This is a genomic window from Luteimonas sp. MC1825, from assembly GCF_014764385.1.
Lineage (GTDB): Bacteria > Pseudomonadota > Gammaproteobacteria > Xanthomonadales > Xanthomonadaceae > Luteimonas.
On record NZ_CP061714.1, the window covers coordinates 833,815 to 859,623 of the forward strand.

Genomic DNA, 25,809 nt, shown 5'->3' on the forward strand with positions numbered 1-25,809 from the left:
GGCGCGTGTCGTCAGCGGCCACCGCCACCTCCGCCGCCACCACCGCCGCCGGAGAACCCGCCACCGCCACCACCCGACGAGCTGCCCGGGGGCGACGACGCCGAGGCGATCTGCGTGCCCAGGGCACCGCCGACGGATTTGGTGAAGTTGCCGACGCTGCCGAAGTTGCCGCCCTGGTACCAGCCGATCGCCGCGGTGGCCGCGGCGGCGGCCGCGGCACCGACTGCCAGCGTGAAGCGGCGCGTCCACGCGTCCTCGACGCCCAGCGCCACCGCATACGGCAGCAGGGCCTCGAAGCGCGCGGCGTCGAGCCGGGGCTCGGGGCCGGCACCGCCGGCGCTCGCGGGCCCAGCCAGCCGCGCCAGGTCGTCCTGTTCGGCCACCGACAGATAGCGCTTGAAGCCTTCGATCTCGTCGAGGAGCCTGCGACCCTCGGGCGTGGGCGCGCCGATCACGATGCAGAACGTGATCAGCACCACCAGCGCGAGACCCAACGGCACCAGCGCCCACGGCATGCCGCCGCCGTGGTTGATCGCGGTCAGCACCAGCGTGGCCGCCACGGTGGCGGCGAAGATGACGCAGGCGATCGCGATGCTGCCGCCGTTGTGCGAGAACATCGCTGGCTGGAAGCGCTTGGCAAACGCCTTGCCGTGGGTGGCGATGGCCGCCTGGATGCGCGTGGCGCTGTCCTTTTTCAGTGCGAGCCGCGCGGCGCTGCCGGGCAACAGGGCTTCGAGCAGGCGGCGTTCGTCGTCGTTGTCGATGTGGTGCGGACCGGGATTGCGTTGCAGCGTCCAGGCATCGCCCAGCGTGCGCTCCTCGCGCTCGATGGTGACCGCGCCCTTGACCGCGCAGGCCAGCAGCTCGGACGACAGGCACAGGTTGTCGTAGCCGCGTCGCATCATGTAGCGCAGCGCCGCCGGTGACTCACCTCGCGGCGGATCGTAGCGGGCGATCACCACGCCGGTCGCCGGATCGCGGCCGATGCGGTTCCAGCGCCGCAGGCAGAACGCCGCCAGCAGCAACAGCCCGGCGAACGCCGCGAGCAGCGAGAGGTTGTCGCGCAGCAGCCACCACAGCGTGTCCGAGCGCGTCGGCGCCGCCACCACGCCCTTGGGGAACGACAGCACCGTGGTCAGGCCTTCGCGCGGCGGCAGCGGGCGGGTCAGGGTCCAGCGGGCGACGCCGGGCGCGACGATGCGCGCCTCGAAATCGTCGCCTTGCGCGCCGTATGCGCCCGAGTAGCCTTCCGCCACCAGGTCGTCCTCCGGCACCGGCGCGGGCAGACGCACTTCGACGCTGCCGGTCTCGATGGTGAAGTCCCAGCCGTGACCGATCGCGTTCCAGTACAGCTCGTCGTGGCCGGCGAAGAAGCCCACCTGCCGCGTGGTGCGGAAGCGCAGCGTGTAGGTGTATTCGGCGGGCACCGGCAGCAGGTCGTCGTTGCCGGTGTTGACGCGCACGCCATTGTTGACGCCTTCGGTGAACCACGGCTCGGCGACGCCGTCGCGCGCCACGTCCACCACGTCGAAGCCGACCACCACGTTGTTGCCGTGGCGGTCCTTGTAGCGGGTGGGGAAGTCGCGGTAGATGCCGCGGCGGATGTTGTCGCCCTCGGCGCGCACGCGGATGCGCTCGACCACGTCGAGGCTGCCGTCGGCGTTGACCTGCACTTCGCTGTCGTAGGCAAGGATGCGCTCCTGCGCCTGGGATGCTCCCGCAAGCGCCAGCAGCGCCGCGGCCAGCAACCCACGCAGCGTGGATGCCACGCCGCTCATCGCGACAGCTCCACCACCGGCGCCGCGCGTCCGCCTTCGGCGGCCTGGAAGAATTCGGCGTCGCCGAAGCCGAAGGCGCGCGCCACGACCAGGTCGGGCACGCGCTGCACGCCGTCGTTGAGGTCGCGCACCGCGCCGTTGTAGAACCGGCGCGCGTACTGCAGCTGTTCTTCCACTTCCACCAGTTCACGCTGCAGCTGCGCGAAGTTCTGGTTGGCCTTGAGGTCGGGATAGGCCTCGCGCAGCAGCAGCAGGCGGCCGACCGCCTGTTCCAGCGCCTGCTCCAGCGCGCCGAGCTTCGCCGGGCTGGCCACCGCCATCGCCTGCGCGCGCAGCGCGGTGACGGCCTCGAGCAGGGCGCTCTCGTGCCCGGCATAGCCGCGCACCGCGGCGACCAGCTGCGGCACCAGGTCGTGGCGGCGCTGAAGCTGCACGTCGATATCGGCCCAGGCGGTCTTCACCTGGTTGCGCAGCCGCACCAGGCGGTTGAAGGCGAACACGCCCCACGCGACCAGCGCCGCCGCCAGCAGCAGCGCCGCGACGACCGCGGCGGTCACGGTGCGTCGCCCGCCAGCACCGCGATTTCGGTGTCGCCCAGCAGCACGTATTGGCCGGCGCGGATCTTGGCGGTCTTGCGGCTTTCCACGGTGCCGTCCACGCGCACCGCGCCGGCGGCCACGAGCGCCTTGCCGGCGCCGCCGCTGTCGCACAGCCCGACCAGCTTGAGCAGCTGGTTGAGCTCGACGTGCTCGCCCTGGAGTTCGAATTCGATGCGTGGCATGTGCGGTCCGGCGCGTGTTTTCGGAATGTGGCGAGCCTAGCGCAACCGGGTCGCCATCGGCGTTACCCTTCCGTCAGCCGCGGCACGCCGCCGGGGGGGAAGGAGACGCCGCGATGACCACCGAACTGCAGATCCTGGGCTGGGCGATCGTGCTGGGCCTGGTGCACCTGTTCCTCGACGCCACGCTCAAGACCTCGCAGCGCGGGCTGGCGTGGAACACCGGGCCTCGCGACGGCGCGGTGCCGCCCCTCGACGGCGTGGCGGGCCGCGTCAACCGCAGTTTCGCCAACTTCCTCGAGACCTTCCCGATGTTCGCGGCCGCGGTGCTGGCGGTGGTGGTATCGGGGCAGTCCGGCGAGCGCGCCGTGCTCGGCGCACAGGTCTACTTCTGGGCGCGGGTCGCCTACATCCCGGCATACGCGGCCGGTATTCCCTATGTGCGCAGCCTGATCTGGGGCATCTCGCTGCTTGGCATCCTGATGGTGCTCTCCGCGCTGTTCTGAGCGCGCCTCACTCGCGCTCGAAGCGGGCGATCTCGTCGAGGATCTGCTGGCCGCGGCGGATGCCGTCGCCGCCGTCGGCGACGCAGGCATGTGCATTCGCATCGGTCGCCGCCCCCGGCAGTGCCGGGTTGCGGCGCCTGCGCCATGCGTACAGCCAGGTGCCCAGCAGCCCTGCGACGCCGACCGCCAGGCTGGCCTGGATCCACGCCGGCGTGGCCGCCGCCGCGGGCGTGGCGCCCAGCCCCGAGACGGCCACCACCACCAGCACCCACATGATCCACCACGGCAGGCCCGTGGCGTTGGCGTTGATCCCGTAAACGCGCAGCAGCCGGGCCATCTGCTGCTGGATGCGCAGCACCGGCGCCGAGTAGTCGATGCTGGCGACGAGGCCGAGCGTGATGCCGGCCAGCGCGATGTTCAGCACGCCGAACGCGTGAACGAGGATGCCGCTGGCGAACAGGCCGGCGACCTCCGTGTTGCGCGTCCAGCAGGCCACGCCCAGCACCACCAGCGCCACGCCCAGCAGCAGCTGCAGCAGCTGGCCGATGACCAGCGGGCGCAGGCCGCGGCGCGCGCGCTCCAGCCGCGATTCGCGCAGCAGCTGGAGGTTCAGCGCCTGCTGCCTTTCCATCTGCCTGCCAAGCACTTGCCAGGCCTGCTTGAGGTCGTCGAGTTCCATCGTCCTGCCCATGTCGGAAGCGGTCATGTCAGTGGTGTCCCTGGTTGGCGGCGTGCTCGCGCAGCCGCTGGCGCAGCCTGGAAAGGCGGGTGGTGACGTTGCTGTCGGAGATGCCGAGCACGTCGGCCATCTCGCGCGTGCTGCGCTCCTCGAGGTAAAGCAGGAGGAGTGCACGGTCGAGCGGTGCGAGGGTGGCGATGAAGCCGTGCAGCAGGCGCAGGCCGTCGTCGTGCACCGGGTCGTGGGCGTTGTCGTCGGCGACGTCGTGCAGGGCGTCGTCCAGCGGCACCGCGTGCCGGCGGCGCTGGCCCTCGCCGCGCAGGAACGAGATGCCGACGTTCAGCGCGATCCGGTACATCCAGGTCGAGAACGGCCGCGCGGGGTCGTAGCGCGGCCAGGCGCGCCACAGCTGCGCGGCGATCTCCTGCGCGAGGTCGTCGCGGTCGGCGCCGCGGGCATAGGTGCCGGCAACCTTGAAGACGATGCCGCGGTGCCGGTCGAGGAGCGCGGCGAAGGCCTCGGCGTCGGTGGCGTGTGTGCTGGCGATGCTGTCCATTCCCGAGCGGCTCCGGCCGCGATCATGCGTGACACCGGGGTGGTTCGCCGCACCGGCGGGTTTGTCACGGCCTAGCGCAGGGGCAGGCGCAGCACTTGTCCATCGAGCTCCAGCACCACGCCATCGGCATCGATCGTGCGCACCGTGGCTTCGCCGACGCGGTCGCCCTCCACCAGCCGCCGGCCGTCGACGATCACGAAACGCCGCGCCGGGTCGGCGTTCCACATGTGCATGGTCATCTTCAGCGCGGGCAGGCGCTCGCGCTGGCTGGCGGGGAGTTCGGCGATGCGCGGCAAGTCTTGGGCCGGCATCGGCGCGGGCACGGGGGCAGCGGGCTGTGGCGCTGCGGGTGGTGGCAGCGGGTGAGCCACCGGGGGAGCTGGCAAGGCGGAAACACGGGGAACGTCGGCATCCGGTGTCATCGCCGTTGCCGTGGCGCCTGCGGGTAGCGCTGTTGTGCCAGCCGCAGTCGTGCCGACGGCAGCCTGTGGTTGCGCAGGTGGGGGCTCGGGCGTTTGCGCGACGATGCGCTCGACGCTGGGCAGGGTGTCCATGCCGACGTCGCCGCGATCAGGATCACCTGCCTGGCGTGCATCGCCCGGCGCGGGCGGCGGCGTGGCAACCGCGTGCGCCAAGTCGTCGCCGACAGCGGCATTGCCGCCGTTGGCCTCTACGGCCGCCGGGTCGACGCCGCGCAGCAGCACGAACGCCAGCACCGCGGCGACGGCGGTGCCGGCGAGCGCAAGCCAGCCCCACGCCGGCATGCCACGGCGCGTGGTCGAACCCAGCGGCGGCAGTTCGACGCGCAGCCCGGGGACTTCACCGCGGCGGCGTTCGGCTTCGGACTTGCGCAGGGCTTCGAGGATCAGCGACATCGGCGTCCCTCAGTCCAGGGTCCGCGCGAGGCGCGGGCCGGCATCGTTCACGGCCAGCGCGAACAGTGTTTCGGGGCCGACGACACCGTCGACCGCGAGACCACGCGCGCGCTGGAAGCGGAGCACCGATGCGGCCAGGTCGGCATCGAACACGGTGCCGTCCGCTGCCTGCACGGCCACGCCTTCAGTCACGAGCCGTGCGCGCAACCAGTCGACAGCGACGCCCTGTTGGCCTTGCACCGGCGCATCGGCAAGCGCGACCGGCGCGCGCCAGACCGCGGCGTAGCGACCAGTCCACGCCTGCTGCAGGGTCGCGCGGTCGACGTCGAGCGTGCGGCCGTCGAGCAGCAGGCGCGCACGCCCGCCATCGGCCGCCTGCAGCAGCGCCCAGGCCTGGCGGCCGTCGGCTTCGAGCTGCAGCAGCGCCGGTCGGCCGATCGCGACCAGGCGGTCGAGGTGGGCATTGCCGCGCACGCAGTAGGCGCCGGGTGCAAGCACGCGTGCGCAGGCCGACGCCGCGCGCGCGTCGTCCAGCGTGGTGGGCAGGTCCCAGGCGGCGAGCATCGCCAGCCACGCGCGCTCGTCGCTGCTGCCGGTGGCTGTGGCCTCCGCACCGCCGGCGGCGCGTGCGTCCGCGCGACCGCTGGCGGCAGCGGCGATCCGCGTGGCGAGCGTGGCCGAATCCGCGTCGCTTGCGTGGATCCGCGCAGTCGCAGCGGCGTTGGCGGAAGCGCCGGCCGCTGTGGACGCGCCATCCGCACCGGTGGCGGCCGACGCCGCGCCGCCGCCGGGTGCACGGGCGGCTGCCTCGGCGACCGTAGCGGATGCGCGCGTGGCGTCGTCTGCGACACGACCGACCCGCGGCGCGCCCGCGCGCGGCAGCAGCGCGGCCAGCGCGATCGCCAGCACCGCCGCGGCGCCCATGCCTGCCGCTGCCAGCATCCAGCGGCGTGATCGCGCAGTGGCGCGTGCCGGTGGTGGCAACGCTTCGCGCGCGGCTTCCTCGACCAGCGCGGCATCGAGCGTGGCGCGGTCGCGCGCGTAGCCGGCGAGCAGCGCGCGCTCGGCGATCACGTTCACCAGCCGCGGAATGCCGCCGCTGCGCAGGTGGATGCGCTGCACCGCGCCGGCATCGAACGGGAAATGCTGGCCACCGGCGATGCGGAAGCGGTGGCGGAGGTAATCGGCGGTGCCGGTGGCGTCGAGCGGGGTGAGGTGGAAGCGCGCGGTGATCCGCTGCGCCAGCTGGCGCAGGTCCGGGCGCCCGAGCATGTCGCGCAGCTCGGGCTGGCCGATCAGGATCACCTGCAGCAGCTTCTGCGTGTCGGTCTCGAGGTTGGTCAGCAGGCGCACCTGCTCCAGCGTGTCCACCGACAGCGCCTGCGCCTCGTCGACCACCAGCACCACGCGCAGGCCCTGCGCGTAGGCGTCGAGCAGGTGGGCGTTGAGTGCGTCGATGAGCGCCTTGGCGTTGCCACGGCGGCCGTTGAGGTCGATGCGCAGCTCCTCGCATACCGTTTCCAGCAGCTGCGTCGGGTTGACGCGCGGATTGAGCACCAGCGCCACGCGCACGTTGTCGGGCAGCTGGCCAAGCAACAGCCGGCTGAGCGTGGTCTTGCCGGTGCCGACCTCGCCGGTCAGCTGCACGAAACCGCCGCCGCCGCCCTGGGTGATGCCGAACATCAGGTGCGCGAGCGCGTCGCGGTGGCGCTCGCCCAGGAACACGAAGCGCGGATCCGGCGTGATCGAGAACGGTGGCTCGGTGAGTCCGTAGTGCGCGAGGTACATGCCTACTCCGTCACGTCACGCGCTTCGCCGGTGGCCAGCGTTTCCGCGTGGCGGATCCGCCGTGGCCGCGCGATGAGCGGGTGCACCAGCACCGCGGCCAGGATGATCGCCACGCCCAGGTAGAAGCGCGTCGACAGCTCCTGCTGCTCGGAGAGCAGCACGATCGCCAGCATGATGGCGTAGATCGGCTCCAGGTTCACCGCCAGCTGCGCCGAGAACGCGCTCATGTGGCGCAGCGCCACCAGCGAAAGCGCGAACGGGAACAGCGTGCAGGCGAACGCCAGCAGCAGCAGGTAGCCGGCGTCGTGCGCGCCGGGCAGCACGAACAGCGGCCCGGCCAGCGCCGGGAACACCAGCGGCATCAACGGGGCCAGCACGGTCAGTGCGATGGTGCCGGCGCCAAGCTCCACCGCGGTCACCGTCAGCGGATCGGCATGGTCCACCAGGCGCTTGTTGAGCGAGCCGAACAGCGCCACGAACAGCGCCGACACCGCGCCCACCACCACGCCGATGCGCATCTCGTCGGGAATGCCGCCGACCACCAGCGCCACGCCCGGCAGCACGGCGACGCCGAGCGCGAGTTCGGCGCGCGAGAACTTCCGGTGCGCCAGCTTGGGTTCGATCATCGCCACGAACACCGTGGCGAACGCCATGCAGGTCGCCGCGACCGAAGCGTTGGACAGTTTGATGGCGCCGTAGAAGGTCAGCCAGTGCAGCGCCACCAGCACGCCGATCCCGGCATAGGACAGCAGCAACCGGCGCGGCATGGCGCGCAGCCCGCGCCACACACGCGGCACCAGCAGCAGGGTCGCGGCGACCAGCAGCATCCGCCACCACACCAGCGGCAGCGCCTGCAGCGTGATCACCTTGCCGAGGATCGCGGTGAAGCCCCACAGCAGGACACAGAGGTGGATCTGCCAGTGGGCCTTGGCGCTGGGAGTCATCGGGAACAGGCGGCGACGTGGGGTTGGGCAGTGTGCGCGAGAAGTGCTCAGCTGGCGAGGCGGCGCTGGGCGCGTGCCAGCCACGCGCCGTTGGCGCTCCAGGCCAGGGCGATCACGGTGCCCAGCACCATCGCCACCGCGGGCTGCTGCGCGACCATGTCGATGCCCGCCTTGACCCAGCCGCTGACCGCATCGGCGCCGCGGTAGACCACGGTGTCGTTGAAGTTCTTGGCCTTGTACTTGGCCTCCGCCGGCACGACGGTGTACAGCATCTCGCGGCCCGGGCGCACGAACGCGTACTCGCCGGCGCGGCGCACCACCATCACCACCGCCAGCACCGCGAAGGTGGGCGCGAACGCCAGCCACAGGAAGCCCGCGGCCACCACCAGCGGCACCGCCACCAGCAGCGCGCCGACGCCGACGGTGCGCGCCACGCGGCCGGTGATGAACAGTTGCGACAGGATCGCCAGGGCCTGCACCACGGTATCGATGATGCCGAACACCCGGGTCTGGTCGGTGGGGTCCGGGAAGCGCGCTTCCACCAGCCGCGCCTGCTCGAAGTACAGGAACGTGGTGACGCTGGCCAGCAGCACCACGAACACCGCGATGCCGAGCAGGTAGGGCGAGCGGAAGACTTCGGTGGCCCCGGCCAGCGGGCTGCCGCCGAGCGGGCGCTGGCGCTGCAGGTCCGACGCATCGTGGAGCGGGCGTGCATCGCGCCAGCGATGGAGGCTGCGCGCCGCGACGGTCGATGCCAGCAACAGCAGCGCGGCCACCAATACCAGGCCGGAATGACCCAGCACGCCGACCAGGAACACGCCCGCCAGCGGCCCGATCAGCCCGCCCAGGCTGGCGCCCGCGGCCATCAGCGCGAACAGGCGCCTGGCCTGCGCGGCGGTGAACACGTCGACCAGCACGCTCCACCCGACCGAGATCGCAATCAGGTTGAACACCGACAGCCAGATGTAGAACGTACGCGCGATCCACGGATCTCCCGGCCACAGCGCGAACGCGAGCGCGAACAGCAGCAGGTTGGCGGTGAAGAAGCCATACACCCAGTACAGGATGCGCCGCCGCCGCACGCGGCCGGCGATCCAGCCGAACAAGGGCATCGCCGCGAGCGTGGCCACGAAGGTGCCGGTGAACAGCCACTGCAGGTTGCGCACGCCACCGGCGATGCCCATCGTCTCGCGCACGGGACGGAGCATGAAATACCCGGCGAACAGCAGGAAGAACAGCGCGAAGCCGGCGATCACCGCACCGGCTTCGTCCTCCTGCACGTCGAATGCACGGCCCAGCCAGCGCGCGATGGGCGCCGCCATCAGATGAAGATCGCGACCACTTCGTCCTGCTGCGCCTGCGTCAGCAGCGCGCCGTGCCCGGCCATGAGCTGGTCCGCCTGACGTTCGGGTTTGCCGGTGGCGGGAATGACCACGGTGACCGCCGGATGGCTGATCACGAACTTCAGGAACATCTGCGCCCACGAGCCGATGCCGGCTTCCGCCGCCCAACCCGGCAGCGCGCGTCCGCCCACCTCGGCGAACAGCTTGCCGTCCTCGAAGGCGCGGTTGACCATCACCGCGACGCCCTGGTCTGCCGCCGCGGGCAGCAGGGTCGACGCCGCGGCTGGCGAGCCGACCGAGTAATTGACCTGGATGAAGTCGGGCTTCTCCGCGGTCATCGCCTGCAGCAGGTCCGCGTGGCGGTTGTCCTGGAAATGGGTGAGTCCGATGTACTTCACCAGGCCCTGCGCCTTGAGCTCGCGTGCATACGGCATGGCCTCGGCCAGGTTGCGCAGGTTGTGGATGGCGAGCAGCTCCACCTTGTCGGTGCGCAGCCGGCGCAGCGAATCCGCCCACTGCGCTTCGAGCGCCGGGCGGTTGTCGGCGGCGAGCTTGGTGGCGAGGAAGCAGCGCTTGCGCCAGCCGCCTTCATCGAGCAGGGCGCCCACGACGTCCTCGGCGTTGTCGTAGTTGGGCGAGGTGTCGATCACGCTCCCGCCGCCTTCGAAGAAGATCCGCACGACCTCCTTGAGCGCGCTGTACTCCGGCGACGCCAGCGGCACCTCGTAGCTGCCGGAGGTGCCGGCGCCGATCACGGGGATCAGCTCGCCGGTGGACGGGATGGGGCGCGTGAGCATGGCGCCGGCCGCAGCGGCAGCGCCCTGCGCTGCGCCCGCGGCGGGAGTGCCTGCGCCCGCGCCGCTGTCGCGGCTGCAGGCGACCAGCGGCGCAAGTGCGAGGCCGGTGGCGGCGAGGGAGGCGGAGGACAGGAATTCGCGGCGGGATGGCATGTCGACTTCTCCTGCTGTGCGGGGCTGTGCCCGGGTGTGTTCGAAGGATCGGCCAATCACATCCTGCGGCCAGTCCCATCGGTCATTGCGGGCGCGCCGGACGGCAGGCGCGCCGGGGTCAGGGTGTTGTTGCAAGCAGCGCATGCAGCGCCATCGCCGCAGCCGGATTGCGCTCCTTGGCCGCGCCGATGAAGAACACGAAGACATCGCGCCGCGCCGCCGTCGCGCTTGCGGGTCCGATGCGCGGCAGGTCATCGGGCTCGCCGCCGGCAGCCGATTCACGCGCGCGCGCCGCCCAGCGCACGAGCTCGGCGCGCGGGTAGCCGGTGGCCAGTTCCGCACGCGAACGCATCAGCCGCGCATAGACGAAGCCCGAGGTCACGTCGGCGAACGAAGGGTGTTCGTCGGAATCGGTGAATACCGTGGCCATGCCATGTTCGCGCGCCAGGGCGATGTAGCCGGCATCGACGAAGCCGGGATCGCGCACGTCCAGCACGTGGCGCAACGTGCGGCCACCGGCCTTGCGCGGCAGCAGTGCGAGGAACGCGGCGAAATCGTCGCGATCACGGGGCGTGCCGTGCTCGAACTGCCACACCAGCGGGCCGAGCCGGTCGCCCAGCTCGGCGATGCCGCCGACAAAGTCCTCCACCTGAGCGCCGGTCTTCGCCAGCGTCCGGGACATCACGATGCGCATCGGCGCCTTGGCCGAGAACACGAAGCCCTGCGGCGTCTGGTCGCGCCACGTCGCGTACGTCGACGGCTTCTGTGCGCGGTAATAGGTGCCGTTGATCTCGATCGCGGCCAGCTTGCGGCTGGCGTATTCCAGCTCGCGGCGCTGCACCAGGCCCTTGGGGTAGAAGTTGTCGCGCCATGGCGCGTACGTCCAGCCGCCGATGCCGGTGCGGATGCCGTGGACCGGCGTGATCGCGTTGTCGGAAGGTGCGTCCATCCTGTGGCCTTGCGCGACGTCGGCGTCGATACTGGCGCCAGTCCATGCTGGTGTCCATGAATGCGCAAGTCCACCATTGTCCTGGTATCTCTGCTGCTGCTCTTCCATCCCGGCGCGCATGCCCGCGACGCAGGCGATGCACCGGCGCCGATCGCGGGGCTCGACGCCCATGTCGAAGCCGTGCGCAAGCGCTTCGACGTGCCCGGCATCGCGGTGGCGGTGGTCAAGGATGGCGAGGTCGTGCTGGTGCGCGGCTACGGCGTGCGCGAAACCGGCAAGCCGGAGCCGGTGGACGGCGACACCCTGTTCGCGATCGCCTCGATCACCAAGGGCTTCACCTCCGCGGCGCTGTCGATCCTGGCCGACGAGGGCAAGCTGTCGCTCGATGACCGCGTCATCGACCATCTGCCGTGGTTCCGCATGGCGGATGCCTACGTCACCCGCGAGATGCGCGTGCGCGACCTGCTGGTGCACCGCAGCGGGCTGGGCCTGGGCGCGGGCGACCTGCTGTTCTGGCCGCCGACGCAGTACGCCACGCGCGAGGTCGTCGAGCGCCTGGCGCACGTGCCGATCAGCGGCGGCTTCCGCGAGCGCTATGCCTACGACAACGTGCTGTACGCGGTGGCGCAGCTGGTGATCGAAGAAGTGTCCGGGCAGGCGTATGCCGATTTCGTCCAGCAGCGCCTGTTCGCGCCGGTCGGCATGCACGCCAGCCGCATCAACAGCGATGCGCTGCGGCCATCGGACCGCAACGTCGCCAGCGGCCACGCACGGCCCGGGTTCGAGGGCGCGCCGGTGCCGGTACCGCGCATGGCCTGGGCCAACAACTCCGCGGCCGGCGGCATCTATTCCAGCGCCCGCGACATGGCGCAGTGGATGCGCGTGCAGCTCGCCGGTGGCGTGCTCTCGGGCGAAGGCGACAGCGCGACACGGTTGTTCAGCGAGAAGCGCCAGCGCGAGATGTGGTCGCTGGTGACGCCGATCACCATCCGCCCGCCGGCTGTGCCGGAACTCGCCGCCGCCACGCCGCAGTTCTACGGCTATGGCGAGGCCTGGAGCGTCAGCGACTACCGCGGCCGCAAGCTGGTCTGGCATACCGGCGGCTGGCCGGGGATGGTGTCGCGGCTGACCCTGGTGCCGGAACTCGGTCTCGGCGTGGTGGTGCTCACCAGCCAGGAAGTCGGTGCCGCGTTCAACGCGGTCACCATGCAGGTGCTGGATGCCTACGTTGGAGCACCGCCGACCGACTGGATCGCCGCGTATGCCGCGGCGGTGGAGAAGGCGCGCGGCGGTGCGGACGACGACTGGCAGAAGCACCTGGCCGCGCGTGACGCGACGTCGAAGCCATCGTTGCCGCTGCGCGGCTATGCCGCGACCTATCGCGACCCGTGGTACGGCGACGTGGTGGTGGCGGAGGGCCGCAAGGGCCTCGAGATGCGCTTCTCCAAGACCCCGCAGCTGGCCGGCACCCTGGAGCACTGGCAACACGACACCTTCATCGTGCGCTGGCACGACCGCGCCCTGAACGCCGACGCCTTCGTCGACTTCAGCCTCGACCATGACGGCAAGGTGCGCGAGGTGCGCATGGAAGCGGTGTCGCCGCTGACCGATTTCAGCTTCGACTTCCACGACCTGCGGCTGGTGCCGGTCGCGGGGAAGTAGGCCACGACAGCGAGGTGCCCCCGAAGCACGGGGGCACCCGCCGGCAGCGCGTTACTTGATCGGCTCGTCCAGCAGCAGCTGCCGCGCGAACCGCACCGGCGGCGCGCCCTGGGCGAGCACGCGGTCGTGGTAGCGCTTGAGGTCGAAGGCGTCGCCTTCCTTCGCTTCCACCGCGCGGCGCATGTCGAAGTGCTCCTGCGCGCCGACGAAGTAGGTCGCCAGCTGCGTGGATGACAGCTGCGCGCGGATCCACTTGCCGTCGGCCTCGCTCTGCTGCTGGAAGGTCTGGCGCACCATCAGGTCCATCGCCTGTTCCTTCGTCCAGTTCTCCACGTGCACGCCCTGGTCGAGGATCGCGTTGGCCACTGCGCGCGCATAGAACTTGAGCTGCATGAGGCGGAACAGCGGGTCGTTGTCGAGGTAGCCGGCGTCGGCCACCACGCGCTCGGTGTACACCGCCCAGCCTTCGGCGAACGGGCCCGAACGCATCACCGCGCGCAGCGTCGACGGATGGTTGGCGGAGTGCGCGCCCTCGAGGTAATGCCCGGGCATCGCCTCGTGGATGCTGAGCACGTGGATCAGGCGCTTGTTGTATTCGCGCAGGAACGAATCGACCTGGCTGTCGCTCCACTCCTCTGGGATCGGCGAGATCGCGTAGTAGGTGTCGAGTCCCTTGTCGAGCGGGCCGGGCGAGTCGCAGTAGGCCACCGAGAAGCCGCGCTGGAACTCCGGCATCAGGATGATCTTCACCGGATCGTCGGGCACCGTGACCAGGTCCTTGGCGCGCACGAACTTCGTGGCTTCGTCCAGCGTGTACTTGGCGAAGTCCACGACCTCGTCGCGCGCCGGCTTGTCGGCGTAGCCGAACTCCAGCGCCGCCTCGATCGCGGCCTGGCGCTGGTCGTCATCCGGCGCAGCTGGCGTGGCCGGTGCGCCGGGCTTGTCCTTCAGCACCACCTGGGCGATGGCGTACATCTCGTCGCGCACGCGTGCGAGCTCCGCCGTGGCGCGGTCGTGGATCTCCTGCCGCGACAGCGAGGAGTTGAGCGAGAACTTCAGCTTTTGGTCATAGCGCTCGGCACCGATGCGGAACTCGCCCTTGGCGTTCGGCACGAGCGTACCGTCGAGCCACTGCTGGTGCTCCTCCACCGCCGCGCGCAGCGTGGTCACTCCCGCGTCCAGGCGTTCGCGGTCCGCACCGCTGAGCTGGTCGGCGTTGGGGGTGATGAAGGTGTCGACCAGGGTCAGCACGCCCTTGTTCTGCTTCGCCACGGTCTCGGCGTGGGTCCTGGGCACGCGCGCCGGGTCGAGGTTCTCGCGCGCCTGCGCCAGCAGCGCGGGGATCTTCTCCATGCGCGCGGCGGCGGACTTCAGCCGCTCGGGCATCGGCGCGAACTCGCGTGCCATCAGGTTGTAGATCGCGCCGCCGGCCAGGCCGCTGTACAGCTGCGGGTCCCAGGCCCAGCTCTGCATGGTCTCCAGATCCCACAGCGTGCCCTCCAGCGCATTGCGCAGGATCAGCGCGTCCACCTGGTTTTCGCGCGACAGCGCGGCGGCGTCGACCTTGTCGAGCTCGGCGAGCAGCGTGCGCGCCCATTCGATCGACTTCTGGCGGCCAGCGGCACTCAGGTCGTCGATCTCGGTATCGAAGCGGTGATCGCCAACCTGCGTCGCCGAGATCGGGCTGAGCGCCATGCCCTCGTCGAGGAAGCGCGCCGACAGCGCGGCAAACGCCGCATCCTGCGCGGTGTTGGTGGCGTGGGTGGCGTCGGCGCCAGGCGCGGCGGGCGCCGAGGGCACCGTGCCCTGGCAGGCGGCGAGCGCCAGGGCGAGGAGGGAGGCGGCAAGCAGGGGACGGGACATGCGGTGGACCTCGGGACGGCAAAGTGGCGAAGCATAGGCTGCCGACCCGCGACGCGCATCCGCCGATGGTTTACCGTCGGGCACCGATATCGACCGGAGCGTTGCCGTATGAGATTCCAGGCTGGCTGGCGCTGCGCCTCCATCATCCTCATCGGCCTGCTGGCCGCCTGCGGCGCGCAGGACGCCGCGCAGTCGGAGGCGATGGACTACGGCGGCGCCTCGGCGCCGGCGCCGATGGCGGATGCGGCTGCGCCCGCGCCGGGCGGGCAGGAATTTCTCGCCTATGAGCACAGCGCTGGCATCTCCCTCGAGCCCGGACAGATCCAGCCGCGCCTGCGCGACGCCCAGGCAGCCTGCAACGACGGACGCTTCGGCGCGTGCGTGGTGCTCAACCTGTCGCAGCAGGGCGGCGACCATCCCGGCGCCAGCCTCGGCATGCGCATCGCGCCCGGAGGCGTGGAGCCGATGATCGCGCTGGCCAGCGCCGGCGCCGAACTCGGCCACCGCAGTACCCACGCCGAGGACCTGGCCGTGGTGGTGCGCGACAACGCACTGGCCGCGCAGCGCCTGCGCAACGAGCGCGCGCGACTGCAGGAATTCCAGGCGCGCCGCGACCTGGCGGTGGCCGACATGATCGCGCTGTCGCAGCGCCTGGCCGAGACCGACGCCGCGCTGGAGGCCATCGAACAGCAAGCGGCGCAGCATCGCCGGCGCATCGACACCCAGCTGCTCACGATCAACTTCCAGGCCTCCCGCTCCCAGGAAGGGCGCAACGAGATCGTGCTCGCGGTGCGGGACTTTGGCGCCACCCTCGCCACCGGCACCGCGTGGACGATCCGCGCCGCGGCGTTCCTGCTGCCGATGCTGGTCGCGTTGGCGTTCCTGCTGGTGCTGCTGCGCCGCTGGCGACGCCGCCGCGGGGTTGCAAGGTCGACCGGCCAGGGCTAGGCCGGCAGGCTCAACCCTCGTCGTCTTCCTCGAATTCCACCAGCGCGTCGAGGTCGAACGACAGCGCCTCGACCGCCTCGCGCACCTTGCGTCCGGTGGATTCGTTGGGGATCTCGATCTCGATGGCGTGCATCTTCGGGCCGACCACGTCGCTGAGCCCCGCGGAGCTGGAGTCGGCGTCGTCGAGGCTCGGCATCAGGTCGGCGACCTCCTCGACGTGCTCGATGCCCTCCAGGCTCTGCAGCAGGTTCATGACCGCACGGGCGGCGTCGTCGGAACTGGTGAGGAGGATGCGGAGCAGGGCCATCGGACGTCCTTCGGGCAAATCTGGGGGAATGGCCCGCAGGCTAGGAAGCCGCGGGCCAACGCTGCGTGACGAACCGCCTTGTGCTTCAGCCTGCCTCCGGGCTGCGCACCGGCACGCTGATGTTGCACAGGTCGATGTGGCCGGCGGGCCGCAGGTACCAGCCGTCGCGGCGATTGCGGCGCGATTCCACCACGGCGTCGAACAGCGGCGTGTCGGTGCGCAGCACCTCGATCGGCCTGCGTTCGGCAGCCGGCACCTCCGAGGCCAGGCGGAGCGCGGTGATCGCGGTGCGCTGCGCCGGATCCTCGTAGAAGCCGAGCGGGCCGGTGCCGCGCGGCAGCACGCTCAGGTGTTCCATGCCCTGCAGCACGCGGCCGACCACGGTGATGTTGCGGTCCAGCTGGCGCGGCGACTGCCCGGTGACCACGTACAGCTCGGTGCCGTTGCTGGAGTCGGCCGCCATGTCGCGCCCGGCCCCCAGCGTGCCATAGCAGTGGGCGAGCCAGGCCTGGCCTTCCCGCGGGTCGCGCGCGGCCGGGAAGCCCGCCGCGAAGCCGGTTTCCGGCGCCCAGCCGTCGCGATCGGGCAGGGCGTGGAACGCAAGCCCGTCGGCGGCGCGCGAGAACTCGGCCGGCAGCTTCGCCCTGGCGCTGCCGATCGGCCTGCCGGGCACGCCCTCTTCGGTGATGTCGCCGAACTGGACCACGAAGTTGTCCTGCGAGCGGTACAGGGTCAGCCCATCCCAGAAGCCTTCCTTCGCCAGCGTGCGGATGTTGGCGACGTGCTCGGGTGCGAAGTGCGGCGCGAGCTCGATCACCACCCGGCCAGCGGCGAGGTCGAGGTAGAGCGTGTTGGCGGGGTCCGGCGTACGCCAGTCGCCAGGCCGCGACGCATCCAGCAGCTCCTGGGTGCTCTTGGGCTTGTCGGCCCCGGCGTCGGTGGCAACGGGTTCGGCGGCGATGGCCATCCACGAGGTGCAGGCGGCGGCCAGCAGGACGAGGGTGGGCAGGGATCGGGTCGGGTGCACGGCAGGCTCCTGGCTGGGTAGCGCCGATTGTTGCCGATGCCGCCCCTGCCGACATGCGTGGTGACTAATGGCACGATCGCTATACATAACTGGACACTAGTCTGTGCCCATGGTCGAACCCGACGCCATCCTCAGGAAGTTCCAGCGCGAGCTGAGTGCCGGCACGGTGTCGCTGGCGCTGCTCGCGGTGCTGGCGCGCTCCGGCGAGCCGATGTACGGCTACCAGATCGCCAAGACCCTCGAACGCTTCGGCGAGGGCGTGCTCAGCGGCAAGCAGAGTGCGCTGTATCCGGTGCTGCGCAACCTCGAGGCTGCGGCGCTGCTGGCGAGCCACATCGAACCGTCGCTGGCCGGACCGCCTCGCCGCTACTACCGCATCACCGACGCCGGGCACGACGCCCTGCGCGCGTGGGCCGCCGCCTGGCGCGCGACCCGCGATTCCGTCGATACCGTCCTGGAGGGGACCTCATGAACACCGCGCTGCCGACAAGTATTCCCGCCTACCTGGAGCATCTGCGCCGTTCGCTTGCGGGCGCCGACCCCGCGCTGGTGCACGACGCGCTGTACGACGCCGAGGAATACCTGCGCTCGGAGCTCGCCGAGAACCCGGGCAGGTCCGAGGCCGAGGTGATCGCCGCGGTCGCATCCAGCTATGGCGACCCGGACGAGGTCGCCGACATCTATCGCGACACCGAGGCGACGGTGCAGACCGCGCTGCGCGCGCCGCCGCCGCCGCAGCGGAAATCGCTGGCGGGCCGGTTCTTCGGCGTCGCCGCAGACCCGCGCGCGTACGCGTCGCTGTTCTACATGGTGCTGGCGCTGGCCACCGGCATTTTCTACTTCACCTGGGTGGTGGCCGGCCTGTCGATGTCGGCGGGGCTGGCGGTGCTGATCATCGGCATCCCGTTCGTGATCCTGTTCTTCGGCTCGGTGCGGGTGCTGTCGCTGGTGGAAGGCCGGATGGTGGAGGTGATGCTGGGCGAGCGCATGCCGCGCCGGCCGCTGTACAGCGCGCGCGGGCGCAGCATCTGGCGGCGCATCGGCGACATGTTCAGCGATCCGCGCACGTGGAGCACGATGCTCTACATGCTGCTGATGCTGCCGCTTGGCATCCTGTATTTCACCGTGGCGGCGACATTCGGCGGCGTGGCATTGGGCTTCATCGCGGCACCGCTGGCCCTGCTGCCGGGCGTTGAGCTCAATGTGTGGATGTTCGGCATCGACCTGCCCGCTGAAGCGCCCTGGTTGTTGCCGGTGGTGTCGCTGGTCGGCGTGCTGTTGCTGTTCGCCACGCTGCACATGGCGCGCGGCATCGGGCGCCTGCATGGCCGGTTCGCCAAGCACCTGCTGGTGAAGTCGGCGCAGTATTCCTGAGCGCCGGCCGGACACCGGCCGCCGCCGAGCGGCGCCGGTGCGGCGTCAGCGCTTCTTGCGTCCCGCGGGCGCGGACGCGGAATCCGCCTGCTGTTCGGCCGGCGGCGCGGCGTAGCGCGCGATGAAGTCACGCACCTGCGGGTAGACCTGCGTGCGCCAGCGACGGCCGCTGAAGATGCCGTAGTGGCCCGCGCCCTCGACGGTCAGGTGCTCGCGGTGCGCATCGTCCACGCCCGTGCACAGCACGTGCGCGGCGCGGGTCTGGCCCTGGCCGGAGATGTCGTCGAGCTCGCCCTCGATGGTCAGCAGCGCGGTGCCGGTGATCGCCGACGGATCGACGCGCTCGCCGGCCACGTCCCACAGCCCGCGCGGCAGCAGGTGCTGCTGGAACACCACGCTGATGGTGTCGAGGTAGTACTCGGCCGGCATGTCGAGCACGGCGTTGTACTCGTCGTAGAAGCGGCGGTGCGAGGACGCGTCGTCGAGATCGCCCTGCACCAGGCTGCTGTAGAAATCCCAGTGCGACATGAAATGGCGTTCGGGGTTCATCGCCACGAAGCCGGTGTGCTGCAGGAAGCCCGGATAGACGCGCCGGCCATGGCCCGGATAGTCCTGCGGCACCGTGTGGATGACGTTGCCGCTGAACCACGACAGCGGCTTCTGGGTGGCGAGCGTGTTGACCGCGGTTGGCGATTCACGGGTGTCGATCGGCCCGCCCATCATCACCAGCGAGCGCGGCGTGGCCTCGCCACGCGCAGCCATCAACGCCACTGCCGCCAGCACCGGCACGGTCGGCTGGCAGACGCTGATCACGTGCAGGCGGTCGGCGCCGATGTGGCGGATGAACTCCTCGATGTAGGCGACGTAGTCGTCGAGCGTGAACGCGCCCGCTTCCTTCGGCACCATGCGCGCGTCGACCCAGTCGGTGATGTAGACCTTGTGGTCGGGGAGCAGGGTGCGCACGGTATCGCGCAGCAGCGTGGCGTGGTGGCCGGACAGCGGTGCCACCACCAGCACGGTCGGCTGGTCCTTCATGCCGAGGATGTTCTGCGCGTCGTCGGTGTAGCGCTTGAAGCGCAGCAGCCGGCAGAACGGCTTGTCGAGCGCGACCTTCTCCACCACCGGCACGTCGTGTCCGTCCTTGACCACCTGGTGGATGGCGAAGGGCGGCTTTTCGTAGTCCTTGCCGATGCGGTACATCAGCTCGTTCGCGGCCGACGCAAGATCCGCGCCGGGCAGCGACGACAGCCAGGTGCCGTCGTTGCCGAAGATCCGCGCGTTGGCGCGCGCCAGTTCGGTGAAGGGTGCCATCCAGGTACGGTTGAGCTCGTGGAGCTGATAAAGCATTGTCGGAAGCCCGGTCGGTGGGTGCTGCGCCGCAGCATAACGCAGGCCGTGTGCAGGGGCGGCATGCCGCCCGCAGGCCCCTCCAGCGCCGATCGCCGGGCCCCGAAGTACGTCCTAGGCCAGTTCCAGCGTGGTCGCGCCCGGCACCAGGGCCGGCGACAGCCAGCAGTGCGAGCCCAGCGCGCGGAAGCCCGCGGCTTCAAAACGCTGGCGGTAGAAGCGCCCCGGACGGCGGCGGAAACCGTGGTCGTCGCCTTCCGCTTCGTCCTCGCGCGCGAAGGTTTCCAGGAACGCGATGCCGCCGCACAACTCGGCAAGGCCGGGCAGGCCGCGGTCGATCTCGCGTGCCTCGAGGTAGTGCAGCACGTCGCTGCAGACCACCAGGTCGGCGGGGGCGCAGGGCCGCAGCGACCCGAAATCGCCGAAACGCGCGAAGTGCAGGTTGCGGCGGCGGCCATGGCGTGCGATGGCATATTCGCTGCTGTCGAAACCGAGGTAGTCCGTCGCCGGGCGCAGCTTGAGCAAGGGCGCGCGCCAGGCGCCTTCGCCGCAGCCGATGTCGAGTACCGTGCGCAGCGGGCGCTCGAGGTGGTATTCCGCCGTGGCCACGGCCAGCGCCACCTTGCGCGCCAGGCGCTGGCGGCCGCCGATGCCGCCGCCGCGGTACCAGCGGTCGAAGTAGTCGCGATCGTAGGTCTTGTCCATGGGCGCGCACGATACCGGCTCCTGCGCGCGTCGTGCGATCCTGTGCGGCGAATCGACACGGGGTGACCATGCAAACCTATCTCTGGATCAAGTCCGCGCACATCGTGCTGGTGATGGCCTGGGTGGCCGCGGCGTTCTACCTGCCGCGCATCCTGATCAACCTGGTGGAGGCCGGTGGCGAGCCGTCGGTGCACGCGCGCCTGGTGCTGATGGGCCGCCGGCTGTACCGCTTCGGCCACGTGATGTTCGGGCTGGCGGCGGTGCTGGGCCTGGTGCTGTGGCTGGGCTACCGGGTGATCCCGGGGTTCCCGACCATGGTCGCCGCCGGCAGCGGCTGGATGCACGCCAAGCTCACGATGGTCGCGCTGCTGCTCGCGCTGTACATCGCCTGCGGACGCTGGCTGAAGCGCGGCGCGGCGGGCGGCGCGCTGCCGACCACGCGCGCGCTGCGCTGGGTCAACGAGATCCCGGTGTTCGTGCTGCTCGGCATCGTGTACCTGGTGCTCGCCAAGCCGTTCTGATCAAGCCGTGGACGCGCTGCCGGCGGCAGGGGCCCCGGCATCGCAAGCCACTCATGGTGCAGCGACTTCCCCGGGTGCAGGAAGCTCCACCGGCACGCCGTCCGCATTGCAGGTGCCGCTGGCGCACAGGCGCTCGCGCAGCTTCGGCGTGGCCTGCACGATGACGTGATAGATGACGTTCTGCTCCAGCGTGCCGCGGAACGCGGCGCTGCCCGGGCCACGCGCCCAGATGCCGACGTCTTCGCCGCCGTGGGTCTCCGCGTCCAGCGGCACCAGCGCCTCCTGCAGGTAGTCGGGATCGGTGGTATCGACCCTGGAGAGGTCGGGGCGACCGGCGGCGGCATGCACGCCCCTGGCGACGTGGTAGTGGCGTTTCGGGCCCGCGGGCTGGGTGGCGCTGGCGCCGGGATAGCCCGGGCCATTGGCGTAGCTGAGCGTGGTGTAGGGCAGTCCGAGGGCGTCCAGTGCCGGGCCGCTGCCGCCTTCGTGCACCTTGCCGAGGATCGGGTTGCCGCGACGTGGATAGCCGGCGAAATTCAGCACGTGTGAATGGTCCGCGGTGACCACGATCAACGTGTCCTCGGCCGAGGTCATGTCGACCGCCGCCTGCACCGCGCGCGACATCGCCACGGTTTCGTCGAGCGCGCGGTAGGCGTTGCCCTCGTGGTTGGCGTGGTCGATGCGGCCGCTTTCCACCAGCAGCACGTAACCCGCGTCGTTGCGCGCCAGGGATTGGATCGCGAAGCGGGTCATCGCCTCGAGGTCGGGTTCGCCCCCGGGGCCGCGGTCGCGGTCGTGCTCGTACTGCATGTGGCCGGGTTCGAACAGGCCAAGCACCGGCGAGGCGCTGCGTGCCGCTTCGAACTGCCGGGTGTCGTGCACGAACGCGCCCTCGGGATGCAGGGCCTGCCACTCCGCCACCAGGTTGCGGCCATCCCTGCGCTTGCCGCGCACGCCCGGCAGCACCTCTTCGTCGGGCAGGAAGGCGCGCGCGCCGCCGGCCAGCACCACCTGCGGCGCGCCGCGCTCGCGGGCGAAGTCGATGAACTGGCTGGCGATGTCGGTGCAGCCGGCCGCGCGCGCCGCGTCCGGCAGCGAGGCGTCGCTCTCCCAGTTGCGGTTGGGCACGTGGGCATAGGTCGCCGCGGGTGTGGCGTGGGTCAGGCGCGCCGTGGTGACGATGCCGGTGCCCATGCCGGCGTCCGCGGCCAGCGCGAGCCAGCTCTGCAGCCGGTTGCCGCGTGATTGCGCGCAGTCGTTGTGGCCGCCGGCGCTGACGCCGATCGCGCCGATATGGGTTTTCACGCCCGTGGCGATCGCGGTCATGGTGCCGGCGGAGTCCGGGGTCTGGGCGTCGGTGTTGTAGGTCTTGCTGAACGCCGTGGCCGGGAAATGCTCCCACGCCAGCAGGTGCTCCTCGCCGGGGTTGCCTGCCTGCTGGCCGGCGAAGATCCGCGCCGCGGCCACCGTGGTCAGGCTCATGCCGTCGCCGAGGAACACGATCACGTTCTTCGCGCGCCCGTCCATGGCGCCGTTGCCGGCCGCGCGCGCGGCGCCGCTGCGGTACCACCAGGCCGGGGTTTCGCCCGCGGGATGGGCGATGGCGGGCACGTCGACCGACACGGCGGCAGGCGCGGCAATGCGCGGCGCGGGCGCCGACGCGCAGGCGGCCAGGGTGGAACAGGTGACGGCAAGGGCGACGGCGAGGGTGGCGCGGGACGGACCGGTCATGTGGTGCTTCGTGTCAGGTGAATGCGTGATTATGCCGTCCGTCGGTATTCCGCCCATGACACCCCGGCGTTCCGCCATGGGCGTCGCCGCGCCGGGACAGCTCGGCTAAGGTGGCTCATTCCTTCCCGCGTGGTCGCCAATGACCTTCGTCAAAGCCTGGTTCCGCATCCCGTTCTGGCAGCGCGTGGCCGCCGGATTCGTGCTCGGCGCGCTCGCCGGCTGGCTCGTGGGGCCCGCGGCGGCGATCTGGTTCAAGCCGCTGGGCGACGTGTACGTCAACCTGATCCGCATGATCGCCACGCCGCTGGTGTTCTTTGCCGTGACCAGCGCCATCGGCAGCCTGCACGGCCAGAAATCGATGGTGTCGCTGGGCGGGCGCACCTTCGCCTGGTTCGCGGTGACCGCGGCGCTCGCGGTGTGCGTGGGCCTGGCGGTCGGCCTGGTGCTAAAGCCGGGCGAGGGCGTGGCGGCGCTGGCCATGGCGCCGGACTACGTGGTGCGCGAGGTACCCGGCCCGGTGCAGGTGCTGGTGGACGTGGTGCCGTCCAATCCGTTCCGCGCGCTGGCCGAAGGCAAGATCCTGCAGGTGATCTTCTTCGCCGCGCTGCTCGGTTTCGCCCTGGTCAAGCTGGGCGACAGGGCCACGCGGCTGCGCGCGCTGATGGCCGAGGGCAGCGAGGCGATGATCCAGGTCACGCGCTTCGTGCTGGAGTTCACGCCACTGGGTACCTTCGGCCTGATCGCGGCGCTGGTCGGCGCCTATGGCTTCGAGAAGCTGCTGCCGCTGCTCGGCTTCATCGGGGCGCTGTACCTCGCGTGCGGGCTGCACATCGTGTTCGTGTACGGCGGGCTGCTGCTGGCGCACGGGCTGAACCCGCTCAGGTTCTTCCGCGGCGCGGCACCGGCGATGCAGGTGGCGTTCGCGGCGTCATCGAGCTTCGCCGCGCTGCCCGCCAGCCTGCGCAGCGCCACGCACAACCTGGGCGTCGACAAGGACTACGCGGCGTTCGCCGTGCCGCTCGGCGCCAGCGTCAAGATGGATGGCTGCGGCGCGATCTATCCGGCGCTGACCGCGGTGTTCGTGGCGCAGTACTTCGGCATCGACCTCAGCGTCTCGCAGTACTTCATCATCCTGCTGGCCTCGGTGCTCGGCAGCTTCGGCACCGCGGGTGTGCCCGGCACCGCGATCGTGATGGTCACCCTGGTGCTGAGCGCGGCCGGACTGCCGCTGGAAGGCATCGGCTACCTGGTCGCCATCGACCGCATCCTCGACATGATGCGCACCATGACCAACGTCACCGGCCAGGTGCTGGTGCCGGTGCTGGTGGCCAAGGAGACCGGCATCCTCGACCAGGCGGTGTATGACGCGGCGTCGAGCAACGTCGGCATCGAAGACGACGTCGTGGCGGACAATCGCGGCGCCTAGCCGGATCCCGCAGGCGTGAGGCGTGGCGAACCAGGCCTTCGTGACATGCCGGTGAAGGCCGGTATACGGGGTCACCCCAGCTTTCGCGGCGCGCGATGCGCGCACTAGAGTGCCCGCATCCCCCATCGCGGACGCGGCAATGACCACGATCCAGGAAACGGCTTCGCAGATCCTCGATGTCGGCCAGCGCCGCTTCTGGGCCGACGACTACGAGAAGCGCATGGATACCTTCGCCGATGTCGTCGAAGGCCTTGATCCGGCGGCGCGTGCGCAGCTCTTCGACGAGATCCTCGAGCAGGATTCCGGCGCCACCATGTCGTGGCTCACGGTCGACCGCCTCGATTCGCTGGCCCGCGAGGGCCGCATCACCGCGAACGAGCGCAGCGCGGTCCTGGAAGGGTTTGGTGACGCCTATGTCGCCGGCGAGATCGGCTTCCAGGACGCGATGGCGTTCACCAACATCTTCGGCAGCGGGGCGGTCGGCGGCATCGGCCTGAACCCGGATCCCGCGCAGCTTGAAGCGCTGCTGGGCACGCTTTCCGCGGCCAACGGCGGCGATCCGGGGTTCATCGAGAAGTTCGCAACCGCGATGCTGCAGCAGCGTCTTTACTCGGAGCCGATGGCGGTCCTGCCACACGAGCGCGACGCCCTCGCCGGCGTCCTGCTGAACGCCCTCGACGAGGCCGGCGGCAGCAGCTCGGTGCACAACGCGTTGTCGTCGTTGAGCGGCGGGCAGAAGGCCGCGCTGCTGGAGTCGCTCGCGAGCAGCGGCCTGGCGTTCCGCAATCCGTCGCTGGACGGCACCGCCGTGCGCGATCCGATGGCGATCGTGATCGAGGCGACATCGCGCCACGGCGGCTCGCAGGACGCGCTCGAGATGGTGCGCTTCGTCAGTGCCAGTTCCACGGGCAATGTCCTGGAAAACCATTTCCATGACATGGACAACAAGCCCTACGAGGAGCGTGCAGACGCACTTGGCGAGCTGTTCCTCACCCACGGCGACGTCATCCTCACCGACCTGACCGTCGCCGACCCCGGCCAGACCGTCGGCAGCAGCAACGACCGCAGCACCGTGACCGGAGAGAACCTGCTGGCGCTGTCCAACCTGGTCAGGATCACCGGGCTCAACCCCGACAATCCGCGCGCGGATGCGGTGATGGACATGGTCGGCGACTTCGCGGCCGCGAACATCCGTGCCGGCAACCTGACGGACCAGGACGACGTGAACGGGGATGGCGAGGTGAATGCGCTGGACATCGAAGCGCGTGACGCCGGCAACGGACGCGCGGCGATGATCGGCGCGATCATGCAGGATGCCGTCAGCTCAGGCTATGTCGACCTGCGGGCCGATATCGCCGCCCGCGATGCGTTCGTGGGCTTCGTGCTGGACGTTGCGATCTCCGCCATCCCGGTTGGCGGTGACTTCGCGGCGAAAGCGATCACCGACCAGGTGTCGGGCGCGCTTGGCGGGCTGAGCGAGGCCGTGCGTGACCGGATCGCGGAATCGCTCGCCGCGATTCCGAAGGACCTGCTGACGGATGCGCAGGGCCAGCTGACCGCTGCCGCAAAGGACGCGATCATCGAGGCGCTGCCCGAGGACTACCAGTACCTCGAGGGCATCAAGGGCGAGTCGAATACCCTCATCGCCGACGTCATCCTGTCCGCCAGCCTGCGCGATTACCAGCTCACCGAGTCGATGGGCGAATACCGCAGCTACATCGACCAGGCGCGCGGCGACTGAGGCGACGCCAC

At 70.5% G+C, this 25,809-nt stretch carries 25 protein-coding genes; 8 read left to right on the forward strand and 17 right to left on the reverse strand.

Going from position 1 to position 25,809, the window contains the following annotated elements; translation table 11 throughout:
- Nucleotides 1-11: 11 nt before the first annotated feature.
- From IDM46_RS03850 to IDM46_RS03860, 3 genes are read right to left on the reverse strand one after another with little or no spacing between them, the layout of a single operon-like run.
- The gene (locus IDM46_RS03850) at nt 12-1,778 is read right to left on the reverse strand and encodes a DUF2207 domain-containing protein (RefSeq protein ID WP_185114857.1); all 1,767 of its coding nucleotides are present in this window, start codon (nt 1,776-1,778) and stop codon (nt 12-14) included.
- Entirely contained in the window at nt 1,775-2,335 is a 561-nt protein-coding gene (locus IDM46_RS03855; RefSeq protein WP_182822317.1) for a LemA family protein, read from the reverse strand. Before IDM46_RS03855 ends, IDM46_RS03850 begins: the two co-directional genes overlap by 4 nt.
- Nucleotides 2,332-2,559, reverse strand: coding sequence for an RNA-binding S4 domain-containing protein (locus tag IDM46_RS03860; RefSeq protein ID WP_182822315.1), 228 nt, complete (start codon nt 2,557-2,559; stop codon nt 2,332-2,334). The genes IDM46_RS03855 and IDM46_RS03860 overlap by 4 nt, the downstream gene beginning before the upstream one ends.
- Before the next feature lie 113 nt (nt 2,560-2,672).
- Here IDM46_RS03860 and IDM46_RS03865 point away from each other — a divergent pair, with 113 nt between their 5' ends.
- Nucleotides 2,673-3,062: an MAPEG family protein gene (locus IDM46_RS03865; RefSeq protein ID WP_182822313.1), complete on the forward strand. Its 390-nt coding sequence runs from the start codon at nt 2,673-2,675 to the stop codon at nt 3,060-3,062.
- 7 nt (nt 3,063-3,069) lie between these two features.
- Here the strand turns inward: IDM46_RS03865 and IDM46_RS03870 are convergent, their stop codons facing one another.
- The 8 genes from IDM46_RS03870 to IDM46_RS03905 form a co-directional block, all read right to left on the reverse strand.
- Nucleotides 3,070-3,768, reverse strand: a complete 699-nt coding sequence (locus IDM46_RS03870) for a hypothetical protein (protein WP_185114858.1) — start codon at nt 3,766-3,768, stop codon at nt 3,070-3,072.
- Nucleotide 3,769: 1 nt separating this feature from the next.
- Nucleotides 3,770-4,297, reverse strand: a complete 528-nt coding sequence (locus tag IDM46_RS03875; RefSeq protein WP_182822309.1) for a sigma-70 family RNA polymerase sigma factor — start codon at nt 4,295-4,297, stop codon at nt 3,770-3,772.
- A gap of 71 nt (nt 4,298-4,368) precedes the next feature.
- A complete protein-coding gene (locus IDM46_RS03880) occupies nt 4,369-5,172 on the reverse strand; it encodes a general secretion pathway protein GspB (RefSeq protein ID WP_182822307.1) in 804 nt (267 codons plus the stop codon).
- A gap of 9 nt (nt 5,173-5,181) precedes the next feature.
- On the reverse strand, nt 5,182-6,960 hold the full coding sequence (locus IDM46_RS03885) for an ExeA family protein (protein ID WP_185114859.1): 1,779 nt from the start codon (nt 6,958-6,960) through the stop codon (nt 5,182-5,184).
- A gap of 2 nt (nt 6,961-6,962) precedes the next feature.
- Nucleotides 6,963-7,904, reverse strand: coding sequence for a DMT family transporter (locus tag IDM46_RS03890; RefSeq protein WP_182822303.1), 942 nt, complete (start codon nt 7,902-7,904; stop codon nt 6,963-6,965).
- Nucleotides 7,905-7,951: 47 nt separating this feature from the next.
- Nucleotides 7,952-9,226: an MFS transporter gene (locus IDM46_RS03895; RefSeq protein ID WP_185114860.1), complete on the reverse strand. Its 1,275-nt coding sequence runs from the start codon at nt 9,224-9,226 to the stop codon at nt 7,952-7,954.
- Nucleotides 9,226-10,197 (reverse strand): aldo/keto reductase, encoded by a 972-nt coding sequence (locus IDM46_RS03900; RefSeq protein WP_185114861.1) that lies wholly within the window; start codon nt 10,195-10,197, stop codon nt 9,226-9,228. Before IDM46_RS03900 ends, IDM46_RS03895 begins: the two co-directional genes overlap by 1 nt.
- 118 nt (nt 10,198-10,315) lie before the next feature.
- Complete coding sequence (locus tag IDM46_RS03905) at nt 10,316-11,146, reverse strand: DUF72 domain-containing protein (RefSeq protein WP_185114862.1); 831 nt, start codon at nt 11,144-11,146, stop codon at nt 10,316-10,318.
- 60 nt (nt 11,147-11,206) lie between these two features.
- On the opposite strand from IDM46_RS03905, the gene IDM46_RS03910 reads away from it, so the two are divergent.
- Nucleotides 11,207-12,808 (forward strand): serine hydrolase, encoded by a 1,602-nt coding sequence (locus IDM46_RS03910; protein WP_185114863.1) that lies wholly within the window; start codon nt 11,207-11,209, stop codon nt 12,806-12,808.
- Between the two features lie 51 nt (nt 12,809-12,859).
- Here the strand turns inward: IDM46_RS03910 and IDM46_RS03915 are convergent, their stop codons facing one another.
- Complete coding sequence (locus tag IDM46_RS03915; RefSeq protein WP_185114864.1) at nt 12,860-14,671, reverse strand: DUF885 domain-containing protein; 1,812 nt, start codon at nt 14,669-14,671, stop codon at nt 12,860-12,862.
- A 108-nt stretch (nt 14,672-14,779) separates the two neighbouring features.
- Here IDM46_RS03915 and IDM46_RS03920 point away from each other — a divergent pair, with 108 nt between their 5' ends.
- Nucleotides 14,780-15,619 (forward strand): DUF4349 domain-containing protein, encoded by an 840-nt coding sequence (locus tag IDM46_RS03920; RefSeq protein WP_185114865.1) that lies wholly within the window; start codon nt 14,780-14,782, stop codon nt 15,617-15,619.
- 10 nt (nt 15,620-15,629) lie between these two features.
- On the opposite strand, the gene IDM46_RS03925 is transcribed toward IDM46_RS03920, so the two are convergent.
- Together IDM46_RS03925 and IDM46_RS03930 are read right to left on the reverse strand one after the other, a co-directional pair.
- Nucleotides 15,630-15,926 (reverse strand): hypothetical protein, encoded by a 297-nt coding sequence (locus IDM46_RS03925; RefSeq protein WP_182822288.1) that lies wholly within the window; start codon nt 15,924-15,926, stop codon nt 15,630-15,632.
- Between the two features lie 85 nt (nt 15,927-16,011).
- Complete coding sequence (locus IDM46_RS03930) at nt 16,012-16,893, reverse strand: peptidylprolyl isomerase (protein ID WP_185115255.1); 882 nt, start codon at nt 16,891-16,893, stop codon at nt 16,012-16,014.
- A gap of 169 nt (nt 16,894-17,062) precedes the next feature.
- Between IDM46_RS03930 and IDM46_RS03935 the strand changes: the two genes are divergently transcribed.
- A complete protein-coding gene (locus tag IDM46_RS03935; protein WP_182822286.1) occupies nt 17,063-17,425 on the forward strand; it encodes a PadR family transcriptional regulator in 363 nt (120 codons plus the stop codon).
- Nucleotides 17,422-18,327: a sensor domain-containing protein gene (locus tag IDM46_RS03940; RefSeq protein WP_185114866.1), complete on the forward strand. Its 906-nt coding sequence runs from the start codon at nt 17,422-17,424 to the stop codon at nt 18,325-18,327. The genes IDM46_RS03935 and IDM46_RS03940 overlap by 4 nt, the downstream gene beginning before the upstream one ends.
- A 45-nt stretch (nt 18,328-18,372) precedes the next feature.
- On the opposite strand, the gene phaZ is transcribed toward IDM46_RS03940, so the two are convergent.
- Together phaZ and IDM46_RS03950 are read right to left on the reverse strand one after the other, a co-directional pair.
- Nucleotides 18,373-19,674, reverse strand: a complete 1,302-nt coding sequence (gene phaZ, locus IDM46_RS03945; protein WP_185114867.1) for a polyhydroxyalkanoate depolymerase — start codon at nt 19,672-19,674, stop codon at nt 18,373-18,375.
- Between the two features lie 114 nt (nt 19,675-19,788).
- Nucleotides 19,789-20,379: a class I SAM-dependent methyltransferase gene (locus tag IDM46_RS03950; RefSeq protein ID WP_182822279.1), complete on the reverse strand. Its 591-nt coding sequence runs from the start codon at nt 20,377-20,379 to the stop codon at nt 19,789-19,791.
- A gap of 68 nt (nt 20,380-20,447) precedes the next feature.
- Here IDM46_RS03950 and IDM46_RS03955 point away from each other — a divergent pair, with 68 nt between their 5' ends.
- Nucleotides 20,448-20,900, forward strand: a complete 453-nt coding sequence (locus IDM46_RS03955) for a CopD family protein (protein WP_182822277.1) — start codon at nt 20,448-20,450, stop codon at nt 20,898-20,900.
- A gap of 51 nt (nt 20,901-20,951) precedes the next feature.
- On the opposite strand, the gene IDM46_RS03960 is transcribed toward IDM46_RS03955, so the two are convergent.
- Nucleotides 20,952-22,631, reverse strand: coding sequence for an alkaline phosphatase (locus IDM46_RS03960; RefSeq protein WP_185114868.1), 1,680 nt, complete (start codon nt 22,629-22,631; stop codon nt 20,952-20,954).
- A 139-nt stretch (nt 22,632-22,770) separates the two neighbouring features.
- On the opposite strand from IDM46_RS03960, the gene IDM46_RS03965 reads away from it, so the two are divergent.
- Complete coding sequence (locus IDM46_RS03965; RefSeq protein WP_182822273.1) at nt 22,771-24,057, forward strand: dicarboxylate/amino acid:cation symporter; 1,287 nt, start codon at nt 22,771-22,773, stop codon at nt 24,055-24,057.
- Nucleotides 24,058-24,196: 139 nt separating this feature from the next.
- Complete coding sequence (locus tag IDM46_RS03970) at nt 24,197-25,798, forward strand: hypothetical protein (RefSeq protein ID WP_185114869.1); 1,602 nt, start codon at nt 24,197-24,199, stop codon at nt 25,796-25,798.
- The last annotated feature ends 11 nt before the right edge of the window (nt 25,799-25,809 follow it).